This window comes from Bacillus badius NBRC 15713, from assembly GCF_001591605.1.
In the GTDB taxonomy this organism is placed as follows: Bacteria; Bacillota; Bacilli; order Bacillales; family Domibacillaceae; genus Pseudobacillus; species Pseudobacillus badius.
Genome location: NZ_BCVF01000005.1, coordinates 1 through 14796 on the forward strand (window position 1 = coordinate 1; position 14796 = coordinate 14796).

Sequence of the window (14796 nt, forward strand, 5' to 3'; positions counted from 1 at the left end):
TGGAAATCAACGGGCTTCCTATCCAAACAAAAAACGGCAGTCTGAAGCCCTGAATACATAGCGTATCCAGGGCTTTGTCAGGCAAGGTGAAGGAGCTCGAATACCCTATGCATAACCGGTATCCTTTTTAAAAACAAACACTCCATTCCCGCGTCTTTTTATCAAATTCAAATCGGCCATCCGGCGGCTGTCTGTAACAATTCATATATTCATCAAACATTTCATCCATATTGATATAATCGCCTACTACCCATACCGGTATCTCCACCTTTGTCCGGCTCTGAACGGACTTTGCCAAAGAGATAACCATGCCTTCTTTCATTTTATCAATAAAGGAAGCCACCATCTCTTTTGGAACCGGCGGAAAAGAAGTTCCCTTCCGCAAAGAAAAAAAGGTCTTCTCGCTGCGGAAATAGCCAAGCTTGAACGAAATGACTCTCCCCAGCATAAAATAAAAATCAGGAAGATAACGATAATATGTTTTGTTAAACCATTCATCCTCCTCTGAAAGATAAGCATACCGGTTATTTAACTTGCTGTAGAACGGGACCCGTAAATGGTGCTTGCAATGGCCAAGGTAAAGAAGCTCAGCAATCTCTTGATCCTCCAGCTCATTCAACCCCTCCATATCATCGAAATCCAGCCAGCAAAAGTCGCCGTACTCAGCAATCGGCTCTTTAAGAAGACTCCTGACCTCCCCAGCATCCACGTAATTAAACCTCGTATGCATGTTAAAATCTGCCCCGCCGTATTCATGTTTCAGCAGCAATAAATGATTCAGCTCCTGAGAAAGGCTCTGAACGAAATCATGAAAATCAATTCCATATGAAATTGCATATTGGTGAGCTGTATTTAAATGAACATAAATCAGCTCTTTCATAGTCCCTTGGCTCTTCAAAGCGATGACCTCCGATTTTCTCGAAATTACGACATCTTTTCCGCATCAATATGTTATACTTTCTATTTTAGCAAAAGAAATGAAAAACTCGTATGTTAAAATCTAAGAAATATGAGATTCTTTTTCACTTTCTTTTTCTGTTCGTTTTATAATGGGAAAGAATGAGTTTTTCAACAAGGAGGGATGCTTATGCTGACAAACTTAACTGAAGATCAAATGACTCTTCTTGTCATAAAAGCGTTAAAAGAAGGAAAAAAGAAAGAGCTTCAAAAGCTGCTGGATGAGCTGCACCCTTATGATATGGCAGCTATTTATACAAACCTGCCTCCCAAGCACCAGACACGGTTTTTACTTCAGCTCAGCATTCCTATTTTGACGGACATGATTCAAGAGCTTGATAATGAAAACCAGCTGGATGTACTGAAAAAAGTGGGGAAAGAGCGTTCCCGAAAAGTTCTTGATGATATGGATAATGACGATTTGGCTTCGCTGCTCGATGACATGTCCCCCGAAAAAATCAAATTGTTTCTAGCCGGCATGAAAAAAGAGGAGTCCACCATCATCGAAAGCATGATGGCGTACCCTGCCGAAACGGCCGGCCGTCTTATGACGAACCGATTTGTTTGGATCCGGGACACTTACACCGTGCGCGAGGCTGTTGATAAATTAAAGACCTTCGCTGAATTTGCAGAAACGATCAACTACTTGTATGTCATTGACGCGCAAAAAAAGCTGGTCGGCGTCGTGTCATACCGCGATTTGCTTTTAGCAGATGCGAACGACAAAGTAAACGAAGTCATGTACGGACGAGTTATTTCCGTGTCCGTCTATACAGACCAGGAGGAGGTTGCCCGCTTAATTGAGCGCTACGACTTCCTCGCTATTCCTGTAGTGGATGATCACGATATGCTTGTCGGCATCGTGACGTTTGACGACATCATTGACGTTGTTATTCAAGAAGCAAACGAAGACATCGAGAAACTTTCTGCTTCCGGGAAATCGATCGACTTCGATACAAAAGCGTCCACTGCGGCTTTTCGCCGTCTCCCATGGCTGATTCTTCTGCTATTTATCGGGCTTGTTTCCGGAAGCATCATTTCCGGCTTCGAGAACACATTGCAGCAAGTTGTGGCACTGACCTTTTTCATGCCGATGATCTCCGGAATGACCGGGAATACAGGCACCCAATCCCTTGCTGTCGTTGTCCGCGGCTTAGCCTCCCGGGACATTGACATGAAGACTGTATTAAGCTTGATTGGCCGGGAGTTTGGTGTCGGCTTTATTATCGGTATTGTATGCGCTGTTTTAATCTTTTTGATCGCCTTTTTCTGGCAGGGCAGCGCCATATTAGGCATCGTTGTCAGCTCCTCTTTGCTGATTACTCTGATTATCGGCACGCTTGCCGGAACCGTTATTCCATTGGTTCTTTATAAGCTGAATATTGACCCGGCTGTCGCCTCCGGACCGCTGATTACAACGATTAATGACATTTTTTCCTTAATTATTTACTTCTCAATTGCTTCCTGGTTTCTGCAGCAGTTGATGTAAGGTACACATACACCGTTTCTAAAATATATGAAGAAACTTTTTTCTGATGATCAGACTGATTGACGACGCCTGTTTGCCGAAGCGCCGTATTTGATTCGGAAGCCGCAAAAACAGGCGTTTTCAACAGTTTAAGGCATATTCCCTTCGCCAACCGCATATAAAGTAGTATCTTTTCTTTAGATTTGACTGAAAAATCAGTATTCATTATACTGTTAGTAACTATTTAAGCGCGTTAAGAGGTGATTCGATGGGACAATGAAGGTTCAATATGAATTCTCCCGTAAGCCCGCTTCATTGAAGACGCGGCTCGTTGAAGTGAAAGATTGGCTCGTCAATCAGGTAACTTTACTCTGCAGGAGGTGACTCCTTGTCTGTCTGCTGACGGACTGAGGAATTTATTTGGACATATTTAACCTGGTGTTCATCGCGATCCTTATAGCTTTAACTGCATTTTTTGTTGCTTCGGAATTTGCTATTGTGAAAGTCCGCAGTTCGCGGATTCATCAATTGCTGGAGGAAGGACATCCGCGGGCGCCTGCCGCCAAGCTTGTTATTTCCAGCCTTGATGAATACTTGTCCGCTTGTCAGCTCGGCATTACGATCACCGCGCTTGCACTCGGCTGGATTGGAGAGCCGGCTATGGCCGGCATACTGAAGCCGTTTATGGAGTTTCTCCATATTCCGCCTTCTCTGTCCCACATCATTATCATAGGAGCAGCATTTTTCATTATTACGTTTCTCCATGTAGTAGTAGGGGAACTTGCGCCAAAAACGCTGGCTATTCAAAAAGCGGAAGCCCTCACGCTTCTCTTTGCCCGGCCGTTAATTATATTTTATAAAGCAATGTACCCTTTTATATGGACGTTAAATGGAACGGCCCGGCTCATTACTGGTCTGTTTGGCATAAAGCCTGTTTCTGAAAGTGAAGCCGCGCATACTGAAGAAGAACTGCGCCTGATTTTATCCGAAAGCTTGAGAAGCGGAGAAATTAACCCTTCTGAGTTCAAATATGTAAATAAAATCTTTGAGTTTGATGACCGGATTGCTAAAGAAATCATGGTTCCCCGCACCGAAATGGTGACATTGCCCAAAGAGATGACGATCAAAGAATTCATTGAAGTGGTTCGGGAGGAGCGTTTTACCCGTTACCCTGTCATTGCTGGCGACAAAGACCACATTATCGGTCTCGTCAATTTTAAAGAAGTGCTTACTGATTATGTAAAGCAAAAGGAAATCGGTCCTATCTTGCTTGAGCAGTACGTCCGGCCAATCATCCGGGTGATTGATTCTGTACCGATCCATGAATTGCTCGTTAAACTGCAAAAGGAACGGATTCATATGGCTGTGTTAATGGATGAGTACGGCGGAACATCCGGCCTGGTCACCATCGAAGATATTTTAGAAGAAATCGTTGGCGAAATTCAGGATGAGTTTGACACGGATGAAGTGCCGCTCATACAGAAGATTGCTGAGGCGCACTATATTATCGATGGCAAAGTATTGATCAACGAGGTAAATGCCCTTCTTCAGCTTTCGCTGGACGATGAAGATATCGATACGATCGGCGGCTGGATTCTTACAGAGAATTACGAGGCCGTCCAAGGCGATACAATTGATTGCCATGACTATCTATTTACCATTAAAGCGATGGAAGATCATCAAATTAAATATGTAGAAGTGCGAAAAAAGCCGCAGGTGCAGCTGGATCAACAGATTCTTGCGGATAAGCAGCCTGCTCTTTCATTAACTGAATCGAAAGCAATTTAGCCGTCTCCTGTGAAAAGAGAATGAACCGGATAATGATTATCCGGCTCATTCTCTTTTCTTTTTTCAGTCTGAAGACTGTTTTTTCGGGAGGATTTTTTTGTAAAATAGAGAATGTAAGAAAAGTTGCTCCAACAGTTTGCTGTGAAGGAAGGATAACGATGCTGATAACAACAACTTTGATTTTACTGTTCCTTTTGATTTATAGTGCCGGAGCGACCCTGTTCATCCGAATATTCGAAATAGGGATATGCAAGCGCGGAAATAAAACAGCAGAAAAGATGATTGCTCTAACATTCGATGACGGGCCGGACCCCCTGTATACACCGCTGTTGCTTGATTTGCTCGACCAGCATGGCGCGAAAGCCACCTTTTTCTTGGTTGGCGAAAAGGCGCGCGCTCACCCTGACATTGTCCGGATGATCCATAAAAAAGGCCATACTATCGGCCTTCATAACGACATTCACCGATCCAATTGGTTTTTCCTTCCTTTCGCATTCAAAAAGCAGTTGATAAGAGCGCAAACTGCTTTGAAAGAAATTACAGGTGAACTCCCCCTCTATTACAGGCCGCCTTGGGGACACTTTAATTTATTTACACTTCGCGATGCTAAGCCGCTGCGCATAATTATGTGGACAGCGATCCCAGGTGATTGGAAAGAACAAGTTCAGCCAGCTGTACTGGCCGGCAAGCTGCTCAAAGAAAGAAAAAGCGGGGCCATCATTACTCTGCACGACAGCGGAACCACATTCGGCGCTGATGAACATGCCCCTGCCAATACATTAAAAGCCCTGGAAATCTTTTTTGCGGATGAAGGATCCACTCACTATCAATTTGTAACCGTCGATACCTTGCTGCAGGCATCCAGAAGGAGCAAACAGTAATATGGAGTCTCAAATTCTCGATTATTTATCTCAATACGGGTTCATTATTTTATTTATCGCCGGCTTTTTTGGCATTGTAGGGATTCCGGTTCCGGAAGAAAGCTTATTTGTTTATATCGGCATTTTGGCAAAAACCCACGGAATCTCTCTTGTTTCAGCCTGGCTGACTATTTCCTCAGGTGCTTTTTGCGGCATGATAACAAGCTACATTCTGGGGCGCAAAGTCGGAAAGCCTTTGCTTGACCGCTATGGGAAGTATTTAGGAATGAATAAAAGCAAGGTAACGAAATTCGTTCTCCACTGGGACATGAAGAAATCTTTGTTTACAGGCTTCTTTATCCCTGGCATCCGGCAGTTCAACCCGTACTTTGCCGGAGTTGCCAAGTTTCCATGGCCCTTGTTTCTCCTTATTTCTGTTTTTGGCTCACTCATATGGGTATTGTTTTATGTAATGATTGGTTATGTAGTGAGTTCATATATTGCTATTAAGCCTGTTTATTTAACGATCGCTGGTGTCATCTTTTTCATCATCTTTGTCATCCAGCTGCTATACAAATGGAGGAAATCCAAAAACAAAGCTGCTAACACCGAATGCTAAAGGAGTTCTCGACTATGAAAATTTTGTTACTGCCTCTTTTCCGCATGCCGTCCGGCCATCATAAGGCGGCCGAAGCCATCGTCGGCCATTTGTCCACTATGGAAGCGGAAATAGAAGTGAAGACGATTGATTGCTTAAGCCATTTTCATAGTGGCCTAGAGGCTGTCATTTCCAACGCTTATTTAAAATGGATCAGCCGAAAACCAGCCTTGTATAGCAAGTTCTATCATACATTTATGTACTCATACGGCACGAGAAGTGCGTCACGCTCCCGCTTCTCCCTGTGCTTCTGGGATAACTATCTGGCCTGGCGGCTGGAGAAGCTGATGGAAGAAGAACAGCCGGATTTTATAATTTGCACGCATTGCTATCCTTCTAAACTTCTTAATCAGCTTAAAGCAAAAGGAAAAGTCAACGCTCCTGTCATCAATGTATACACTGATTTCTTTATGAATGATGTATGGGGAAAGGAACACATTGACTTTCATTTTGTCCCTCATCAGCAAGCAAAAGAGCAGTTAATGAAAACTTATTCATTGAAAAAAGAACAGATATTTGTAACGGGCATTCCGGTGCATCCATTTTTTCAAAAGGCTTCCCGCCCTGAATCTGAGGGCTATGTATTAATTGCAGGCGGGAACAGCGGCTTAGGGAACTTAACCGCCTTGATTGATCAATTGTCAAAGGCCGAATTGCGCTATCGCTACAAAGTGCTATGCGGCCATAACCAAAAGCTGTATAAGCAAATTCGCTCTCTTAATCATGAAAAACTAGACGCGATCGCCTATACCAGTTGCCGGAAGCAGATGAATCGCTACTATGAGGAAGCTTGCGCGATTATTACTAAGCCGGGCGGAGTGACGATCACCGAGGTGTTAGAGAAATCTTTGCCCGTTTTTATTCTTGATACGCTGCCGGGACAGGAAGAGATTAACCGCCAGTATTTAGGGGAGCAGCACCTCATATATACACTTGATCTGCAACAGCCGGTTGAACAGCAAATCCTGGATGTCATCAACAATGAAGTAGAGATGAATAAATGGCGCAAACGCCTAGCCTGTTACCAGCTTGAAAAAGATGCAGAAATTAAAAACAGCTTGCTGGCAGTCTTTAAAAGCAAGGAGCCTTCCTATGCTCCGTCATTAAAAAAATCCGCCTGGAATCCTTATCTCGGCTGATTTTCTTCATGGGGCTCTTGCTGGTTCGCTTAAATAAATAATGGTATAATCTTTGTGGTTAATTTAATTAAAGGAGAATTCTTTTACATGTCTGATTTGATTCACCATCTGGAAGGGTGGCTGCTGGAGTACGGGGTTTTGGGGTTAATTGTTGTTGCTTTTACTGAATCTTCTTTCTTCCCTATTCCGCCAGACGTCATCTTGCTGCCTTTAGCTCTTGCCGATCCTGACCGCGCCATTCTCTTTGCATTATATACGACTGTCGCTTCTGTTTTGGGAGCTTTACTTGGCTGGCTGATCGGGCGCAAACTGGGACGTCCTATTTTATTGAAATTCGTATCTGAAGAATTAATTTTAAGAGTGGAGCATCTATTTAAAAAGTACGGTCCTCTCGCCATTTTAATTGCCGGATTTACACCGATTCCCTACAAAGTGTTCACGATTTTTGCCGGTGTGGCAAAAATTCGCATCAGGGTCCTTCTCATCTGGTCTCTGATCGGGCGCGGGCTTCGCTTTTTCCTTGAAGGAATTATTATCTTCTGGCTGGGCGATCAGGCGAAACCATTTATTGAAGAAAACTTTACGCTGCTGACCATTGCAGGCGGATTGCTGATCGTTGTTATTTACGTTGTATACCGTTTGCTGCAAAAAAGAAAACAAACCGTCTAGAGAGCTTGGATTCAAAACCGGGCCATCTCTATCATTACTTATTTATACAAACATCCCGGTGCCTATGGCAGCCGGGATGTTTCAATATCTGTTATGTATAGCTTATATTTTCAGGCCTTTGCATGATCGGCTAATTCTTGATAGCTTTTTAAAGAGTTGAACACTTCGATGCGGGACTTGGTTTTTGACACTTTAATACCTAATTGAGCGAGCCGGTCGATCATTTTTAACACTCTATCGTGGTCTTTCCCCAATTTACACACCTCTTTAAAAGTTTTTTCTTACCTTTTCTACGTCCGATCGTAAAAATGGTTTCAAAAAATTATTGTTTTATTTAATTTTAATATTCCCTTTTCTTTAGCAATTAATCCCTGAAATTTTGATTTTTTGCGGCCGAAGCCGGCTCCTGCCAACCATAAATAAAAGAGAAATCAATCCCTTCCTCACCTCAAGCTTTTGATCTATTTATTTTAAAACAGGCATCCTTATACGGCTACCTTAACTTTTTCCACTCTGTTAATTGGAATAGAAATCAACAGCCCCTTTCTACAAGCAAACTAAAAAAGACTGCGGACCACGCTCAATTTTCATTGAGTTTGTCTACAGTCTGAGAAGCCGGCGCTGCCGGCTTCCAAGTTTGCCTTTTTCATGATGCCCTTAGCTGTAAAGAGCTTCTTTCTGTGGTTCATTGTAAACAGCTGTATCCAGCTCTTTCGTCACGCGGCTCGTTACTACTCCGGCTGTCATGCTTCCGCTGACATTCACGGCTGTCCGCGCCATATCGATCAACGGTTCCACTGAAATCAGCAGTCCCGCCAGCGCTACAGGGAGATTCATTGTCGATAGCACCAGGATCGCTGCGAAGGTCGCTCCGCCGCCAACACCGGCTACGCCAAATGAACTGATCGCTACTACAGCAATTAACGTCAGAATGAACGTTGGCGAAAGCGGGTCAATGCCGACCGTCGGCGCAATCATGACCGCCAGCATAGCCGGATATACACCGGCACAACCGTTCTGGCCGATTGACAGCCCGAACGAGCCGGCAAAGTTCGCAATTCCTTCCGGCACTCCTAATGAGGAGGTCTGCGCTTTAATATTTAAAGGCAAGGTTCCTGCGCTTGAGCGGGAAGTGAAGGCAAATGAAAGCACCGGCAGCACTTTCTTTACATATGTCAGCGGGTTTAATCCGACTAAAGTCAAGATAAGCAAGTGAATAATAAACATAACTGCCAGCGCTACATAGGAAGCTAAAACGAATTCTCCAAGCTTCGCAATCGCCGTAAAGTTGCTTGTTGCGACCGTCTTAGCCATAATCGCTAAAATGCCATAAGGTGTAAGACGCAAAACGAGTGTCACAATACGCATGACAATACTGTAAATCGAGTCGATCATCTTCTTGAAAAACTCGGCTTGTTCCGGTTCTTTTCTTCTCACCCCAAGATAGGCAAATCCAACAAATGCCGCAAAGATAACTACAGCAATCGTGGAAGTGCTCCGTTGGCCCGTTAAATCAAGAAACGGGTTAGCCGGCAGCAATTCAATAACTTTTTGCGGGAAAGACTGCCCTTCAATTTCAGAGTACTGTTGCTCAATCTCCATTCCGCGCGCCTGCTCTGTTTCGCCTCCTTGGATTTGAACCGCTTCGAGGTTGAAGCCAAGAGACGCACTAATGCCGATGGCTGCTGCAATAGCTGTTGTTCCGACAAGCAAACCGATAATCAGGCCAGCAATCTTGCCAAGATTGGTTGTCAGAGTAAGCTTTGTAAAAGCCGACACAATAGAAATAAACACAAGCGGCATGACGACCATCTGCAGCAGTTTCACATAGCCTGTGCCGAGGATGTTAAACCATTCGGTGGATTGAAGCAGCGTATTTGATTCCAAGCCATAGATCAGCTGCAAAACAAAACCAAGAACAATCCCCAGTCCAAGGGCGGTAAATACCCTCTTTGAAAATGAAATATGCTTTTTCTGCATAAAATATAAAACACCTGCTAACAAAAGCAGAGCTGCAACATTGACAATAATAAGAAATGAATTCATGGATGCTTCCTCCTTTTACTAACGAATAGCCTATATCATCTATTCCTATGTGTCAAGTAGGTTTTTAATTCCTCTCTTTTTTCCTTTATAGAAATATTCTCCTTTCCTTGGTAACATAGACGTATCTTAATAGATGAAACATCATTCAAATACTATGGATAAAGCTGGTGGGAATAATGGAAATACCTATGTGGAGCTGGATCGCTTACGTTGTTTTGTTTTTAAACTTTTCCTTTTCAGTCGCTGTTATTTTTTTGGAAAGGCGTGATGCCGCAGCCACTTGGGCCTGGCTGATGGTGTTGTTCTTCATCCCCATTCTCGGTTTCATTCTCTACCTAATTTTTGGCCAGAATTTAAGCAGGCGGCGTTTATTTGATTGGGACGAAAAGGTCAAGGTTGGCACTGAGTCGGCTATTCAAAATCAAATGCATGCCATTAAAAACCAGCTCTTCCGGTTTCGCAACCCTCACACAGAGGAAAACGAAGATTTGGTCTATATGCTGCTGTGCAACAATGATGCTGTCCTCACCGAAGACAATGATGTAGACATTTTTGTTGACGGCAAGGATAAATTCAATTCCCTGCTTGAAGACATCAGACAAGCAACGCATCACATTCATCTGCAATATTATATTTTCCGGGTGGACAACCTTGGAACCGAGATTGTCCAGCTGTTGACGGAAAAAGCGAGGCAAGGCGTGGAAGTAAGAGTTCTCTACGATGAAATGGGTTCCCGCGGCGTCCATAAGCGGCACTTCAAAGAATTAATCGAGGCGGGCGGCATAGTGGAAATCTTTTTCCCTTCCAAAATCCCCTTTATTAATTTGCGTCTCAATTACCGCAATCATCGCAAGCTTGTGATTATTGATGGTGAGATCGGCTATGTAGGCGGTTTTAATATTGGCGATGAGTACCTTGGACTTGATCCAAAGTTCGGCTACTGGCGGGATACTCATTTGCGAATCAAAGGAACAGCGGTGCACTCCATCCAGACGCGGTTTATCCTGGATTGGAACCAAGCATCAGATCGCCATGATCTCCATTACGCTGAAGCCTATTTTCCCGATAAGCCGGCTGCTGGCGATGTATCGATGCAGATTGTGACAAGCGGACCGGATTCAGAGTGGGAACAAATTAAGAACGGCTACATTAAAATGATCTCATCTGCCCGAGAGTCTGTGTATATTCAAACCCCTTATTTTATCCCGGATGCCAGCCTGCTGGATGCTCTGCGCATTGCGGCCCTTTCAGGCGTAGATGTCCGGATCATGATTCCGAATAAACCAGATCATCCCTTTGTTTACTGGGCCACCTACTCTTACATCGGCGAGCTGATGAAAGCAGGAGCGAAAACGTATATCTATGATGCCGGCTTCATTCATGCAAAAATGATTGTCGTCGATAAAAAACTGAGCTCTGTGGGCACAGCTAATATTGATGTGCGCAGCTTCCGGTTAAACTTTGAGGTGAATGCTTTTATTTACCACCTGGAAACGGGCCAAAAACTTGCGGAGATATTCGAAAAGGATATGGAGCTTTGCTCCGAGCTGACGCTCGAAATTTATAACAACCGGAAAACACTCATTAAATTTAAAGAATCTATTTCAAGGCTGCTGTCACCCATTTTGTAACAACGTCGAGCTGCCCCAGGAAGTCATGAAAAATGACTTTTGGGGGCGGCTTTTTTCTTCTCTGGAACAGGCCGATCTCCATTAAAGGAAGAGTGAGCGCAGCAAAGCAGCCGAAAAAACTAACGATGTTCTTTCATAGAGCCCTGACAACAAGCAGGTTGTTTTGCCAGTGAATATCCATCTATTTTGAAAAAATGGTTGCTTATACCATATAAAAACCACAAGTCAAGCCTATTAATCAAAAAAATGTGACAAATTCGTTAAAAATGTTTTGAACTTTTAGAAAATTGGTTATATAATAAGTCTACAAACTTTTAACGAGGTGATATTTATGGATCAGGTAATAACACAAAAATTAAATAAGCAAGGATTGATCTTCGTCACTATTCATTCGTTATTCTTTTTAAACTTAGCTTTTGACTTCGTGCAATTTTATTAAATATATAAACTGATTTTCGAACATCCTTCATAGCTGGCAATGAAGGATCAGGAAACATTAAAGCATTGCCAGCCACTAAAAAAAGATCAGCCATCAGGCTGATCTTTTTTAATTATGCATTAGCCGAGTGTCAAACGGGCTCTCGTCACCTGCTGGTTCCTTTCATATTTTGCACAGAGCGGTTAGCTGCCAGCAACGCTGCATCTGTTTCTTCCAGCAAACTAGCAACCAGCTCATCAGCCGTTTGCTTTTTGCTCAACCTTGTCCCTTGTCCGGACCAAAGAGACATATATTCTTTATTATTTTGCTTTCCGGCCTGCTTTCTCATAGATTGGGTTAATGTGTTTTGCAGAGGATACGGCAGAAAAACCTCTTCATGCCCCTGCATGTCTTGAATGAAATGATTGGAAATGCCCCGGGCGGTTTTTCCGGAAAAAGCCTTCGTCAGCACCGCCTCCTTTTCATCGGCTGCCAAGATTGCTTCTTTATGAAGCGGATGAGCCCCGCTTTCCTCAGTCACTAAGAACGCCGTACCGAGCTGAGCGGCTGAAGCACCCAGACATAGAGCAGCGGCTATGCCCTGCCCGTTCATGATTCCGCCGGCAGCAATAACTGGAATACTCACCTCTTGCACAACTTGAGGAAGCAGCGCCATTAAACCAATCATGCTTTCAGGCGGTTGAAATGATCCTCTATGCCCTCCTGCTTCACATCCTTGCGCCACAACAGCGTCTACTCCTGCCTGTTCACAAGCAACCGCCTCTTCTACCGTTGTGGCAGTGCCGACCGTTATAATGCCTCGTTCCTTTAATTGCTCCAGTGCTCGCTGCGGAGGCAGCCCAAACGTAAATGAGCATACTCTGACTCTCTCCTGCAACACGACCGCAAGCTGCTCATGAAAAGCGGAAGACCCGAAAGATAAACTCCCCCCTTCCTCCTCTGCCTTGAGCTCCTTATGATAAGGCGCCAGCAATTGGCGGGCGGCCTGCACTTGTTGGGCGCTCGCCTCTGCTTCCTCAGGAACAAACAAGTTAACGGCAAAATCAGCCGTTGTCAGTTGTTTCACGCGTCTGATAAATTCTTCTGTCTTCTCACCCGATAGATAACCGGCACCGATGCTGCCAAGAACACCTGCATTTGAGGCAGCAGCAGTTAATTCCGGTGTGGATACTCCCGCCATGGGAGCTTGCCATACCGGAAGCTTTAAAGTTAACCCAAGCATAGTCATCCTCCATTCTTTAAAGTTGCCGTCAAAGATTTTTCTCCTTTAATATAATAAGAAAACAACAAAGGAGACCAATCATGACGAAATCCGAAATTGAATCAAAAATTGCTGAATTAAAAATGGACTATATCCGTGTACAAGGAGACATTGAAAAGCTCGAATCCACAGGTAATACTGTAACAAAAGCGGAAGAACAGCTCATTCGCATGGAAAATGAGCTGAAGGAACTGAATCAACAGCTGGCCGCCTTGTCTAAATAAGACGCATGAACAAACAGCAATCGTTCGCTTTAGCGGACGATTTTTTTATGAACAGCAACTGATCAGGTTCATCCGTTTCTACAAATAAACCAGCCTTTCCAATGAATGTGCCTTCCCTGCTGGGAATTATAGTCAATATCAAGTATACAGCAATTACCTATTATGCTATCATTCAAATAAATGAATATTTAAAAAATTTTAGTTGAAAGTGGTGACAGAATGAATCTCGTTGAACAGTTAGCCGGTCTGCTTGGCCAGGAAAAAGTCACAGTGAATGAAACCATATTGGAGCATCATAGCAAGGATGAATCACATTTTGAAGCGGTTCTTCCCGATGTTGTCGTATTTCCTGCTTCTGCTGAGGATGTCCAAAAGATCGTGCGGTTTGCCAAGGAACAGCACATTCCCGTTGTTCCTTTCGGCATTGGCTCCGGCCTTGAAGGTCATGCCATTCCAATACATAAGGGAATATCCGTGGACTTCAGCCAAATGAACCGGATTATTGACATGCGTCCGGAGGATTTGCTCGTCAAAGTTCAGCCCGGCGTAACGCGGCTGCAATTAAATCAAGAATTAAATAAGCATGGTCTCTTCTTCCCGGTTGATCCCGGAGCCGATGCCACAATCGGCGGCATGGTTGCTACCAATGCAAGCGGCACGCAAGCGGTTCGGTACGGTGTCATGAAAGACCAGATTTTGGACCTGGAAGTCGTGCTCGCTGACGGCCGAATCATTCACACCGGATCACTTGCTAAAAAATCCTCCTCCGGCTACAACTTAAATAGTTTGTTTACCGGCTCGGAGGGTACACTTGGCCTATTCACCGAAATTACTCTCAAGCTGCATGGCATACCCGAATCCATCATTGCAGCCAGGGCCTGCTTCCCTTCCGTCAAGCAATGCGTAGAGGCAGCTGCCGCCATTCTGACCGCCGGCATCCCAATCGCCCGCATGGAACTTGTGGATGACCGTTCCATTGCACAAGTCAATCAGTTTAGCGGAACCGACTTTCCCGAGGAGCCTTCGCTGTTCCTTGAGTTTCACGGGAATGAAGCAGGCAATGAAGCCGATGCCCAATTTGTGCAGGAACTGTTAGAGGAGTATCAATGCCAGACCTTTATCTTTGAAAAAAACAGCTTAAAAAGAGCTCAGCTTTGGAAAGCCCGGCATGACTTATCCTACGCTTTCCGCCATAGCAATCCGAAGCTGCATACGATTAACACAGACGTGTGTGTACCAATATCAAAGCTTGCAGATATGGTTACTTACGCGCGTGCGCGAATTGAAGCCTACGGGATGGATGGCGCGATCCTTGGGCATATTGGAGACGGAAATTTTCATACACTTACTTTGTTTGACCCGCAGGACCCTGAACAAGTTCGCAACACAGAAATATTAAACGGAGAGATTGTTACGTTTGCTTTATCGCTTGGAGGAACGTGTACAGGAGAACACGGCGTCGGCTTGGGCAAAATGAAATACCAGATCCAAGAGCATGGCGAAGCGCTGAACGTCATGGCCGGCATTAAAAGTCTGCTTGACCCCGACCATATTCTGAATCCGGGAAAACTGATTCCTTCCGCGGAGAAAGCGACACTGTAATGCAAAAAAACTGTTCTGCAACCGTCTGCAGAGCAGTTTTTTTCATGGGCATTA

Annotated in this window: 13 protein-coding genes; 9 read left to right on the top strand and 4 right to left on the bottom strand. The window is 44.3% G+C overall.

Annotated elements, in window-relative coordinates:
• Positions 1-127 precede the first annotated feature (127 nt).
• A complete protein-coding gene (locus BBA02S_RS03785) occupies positions 128-898 on the bottom strand; it encodes a hypothetical protein (protein WP_082028238.1) in 771 nt (256 codons plus the stop codon).
• Between the two features lie 189 nt (positions 899-1087).
• Here BBA02S_RS03785 and mgtE point away from each other — a divergent pair, with 189 nt between their 5' ends.
• The 6 genes from mgtE to BBA02S_RS03815 all read left to right on the top strand — a co-directional run bounded on the left by mgtE (position 1088) and on the right by BBA02S_RS03815 (position 7539).
• Positions 1088-2446, top strand: a complete 1359-nt coding sequence (gene mgtE, locus BBA02S_RS03790; RefSeq protein ID WP_041100695.1) for a magnesium transporter — start codon at positions 1088-1090, stop codon at positions 2444-2446.
• A gap of 399 nt (positions 2447-2845) precedes the next feature.
• A complete protein-coding gene (locus BBA02S_RS03795) occupies positions 2846-4213 on the top strand; it encodes a hemolysin family protein (RefSeq protein ID WP_041113882.1) in 1368 nt (455 codons plus the stop codon).
• A 158-nt stretch (positions 4214-4371) separates the two neighbouring features.
• Positions 4372-5094 carry a polysaccharide deacetylase family protein gene (locus BBA02S_RS03800; RefSeq protein WP_041113883.1) on the top strand — a complete coding sequence of 241 codons (723 nt, stop codon included), beginning with the start codon at positions 4372-4374 and terminating at the stop codon, positions 5092-5094.
• A 1-nt stretch (position 5095) separates the two neighbouring features.
• Positions 5096-5692: a DedA family protein gene (locus tag BBA02S_RS03805; RefSeq protein WP_041100689.1), complete on the top strand. Its 597-nt coding sequence runs from the start codon at positions 5096-5098 to the stop codon at positions 5690-5692.
• Between the two features lie 14 nt (positions 5693-5706).
• Entirely contained in the window at positions 5707-6870 is a 1164-nt protein-coding gene (locus BBA02S_RS03810) for an MGDG synthase family glycosyltransferase (protein ID WP_041113884.1), read from the top strand.
• A gap of 87 nt (positions 6871-6957) precedes the next feature.
• A complete protein-coding gene (locus BBA02S_RS03815) occupies positions 6958-7539 on the top strand; it encodes a YqaA family protein (protein WP_041100685.1) in 582 nt (193 codons plus the stop codon).
• Between the two features lie 110 nt (positions 7540-7649).
• Here the strand turns inward: BBA02S_RS03815 and BBA02S_RS20945 are convergent, their stop codons facing one another.
• Complete coding sequence (locus tag BBA02S_RS20945) at positions 7650-7793, bottom strand: Lmo0850 family protein (protein ID WP_169713112.1); 144 nt, start codon at positions 7791-7793, stop codon at positions 7650-7652.
• Positions 7794-8196: 403 nt separating this feature from the next.
• Positions 8197-9585: an L-cystine transporter gene (locus BBA02S_RS03820; protein WP_041113885.1), complete on the bottom strand. Its 1389-nt coding sequence runs from the start codon at positions 9583-9585 to the stop codon at positions 8197-8199.
• A gap of 176 nt (positions 9586-9761) precedes the next feature.
• Between BBA02S_RS03820 and cls the strand changes: the two genes are divergently transcribed.
• Positions 9762-11216 carry a cardiolipin synthase gene (gene cls / locus BBA02S_RS03825; RefSeq protein WP_052475302.1) on the top strand — a complete coding sequence of 485 codons (1455 nt, stop codon included), beginning with the start codon at positions 9762-9764 and terminating at the stop codon, positions 11214-11216.
• Between the two features lie 584 nt (positions 11217-11800).
• Here cls and BBA02S_RS03830 read toward each other — a convergent pair.
• Positions 11801-12877 (bottom strand): NAD(P)H-dependent flavin oxidoreductase, encoded by a 1077-nt coding sequence (locus BBA02S_RS03830; protein WP_041100681.1) that lies wholly within the window; start codon positions 12875-12877, stop codon positions 11801-11803.
• 80 nt (positions 12878-12957) lie between these two features.
• Between BBA02S_RS03830 and BBA02S_RS03835 the strand changes: the two genes are divergently transcribed.
• Both BBA02S_RS03835 and BBA02S_RS03840 read left to right on the top strand, forming a co-directional pair.
• On the top strand, positions 12958-13140 hold the full coding sequence (locus BBA02S_RS03835; protein WP_041100679.1) for an SE1832 family protein: 183 nt from the start codon (positions 12958-12960) through the stop codon (positions 13138-13140).
• A 219-nt stretch (positions 13141-13359) separates the two neighbouring features.
• Entirely contained in the window at positions 13360-14742 is a 1383-nt protein-coding gene (locus tag BBA02S_RS03840; protein WP_041113886.1) for an FAD-binding oxidoreductase, read from the top strand.
• The last annotated feature ends 54 nt before the right edge of the window (positions 14743-14796 follow it).

Excerpts from the sequence above, each read along its gene's own strand:
- mgtE (WP_041100695.1), top strand. The coding sequence starts at position 1,088 with ATGCTGACAAACTTAACTGAAGATCAAATGACTCTTCTTGTCATAAAA.
- BBA02S_RS03800 (WP_041113883.1), top strand. The coding sequence starts at position 4,372 with ATGCTGATAACAACAACTTTGATTTTACTGTTCCTTTTGATTTATAGT.
- BBA02S_RS03805 (WP_041100689.1), top strand. The coding sequence starts at position 5,096 with ATGGAGTCTCAAATTCTCGATTATTTATCTCAATACGGGTTCATTATT.
- BBA02S_RS03810 (WP_041113884.1), top strand. The coding sequence starts at position 5,707 with ATGAAAATTTTGTTACTGCCTCTTTTCCGCATGCCGTCCGGCCATCAT.
- BBA02S_RS03815 (WP_041100685.1), top strand. The coding sequence starts at position 6,958 with ATGTCTGATTTGATTCACCATCTGGAAGGGTGGCTGCTGGAGTACGGG.
- BBA02S_RS03820 (WP_041113885.1), bottom strand. The coding sequence starts at position 9,585 with ATGAATTCATTTCTTATTATTGTCAATGTTGCAGCTCTGCTTTTGTTA.
- cls (WP_052475302.1), top strand. The coding sequence starts at position 9,762 with ATGGAAATACCTATGTGGAGCTGGATCGCTTACGTTGTTTTGTTTTTA.
- BBA02S_RS03830 (WP_041100681.1), bottom strand. The coding sequence starts at position 12,877 with ATGCTTGGGTTAACTTTAAAGCTTCCGGTATGGCAAGCTCCCATGGCG.
- BBA02S_RS03835 (WP_041100679.1), top strand. The coding sequence starts at position 12,958 with ATGACGAAATCCGAAATTGAATCAAAAATTGCTGAATTAAAAATGGAC.
- BBA02S_RS03840 (WP_041113886.1), top strand. The coding sequence starts at position 13,360 with ATGAATCTCGTTGAACAGTTAGCCGGTCTGCTTGGCCAGGAAAAAGTC.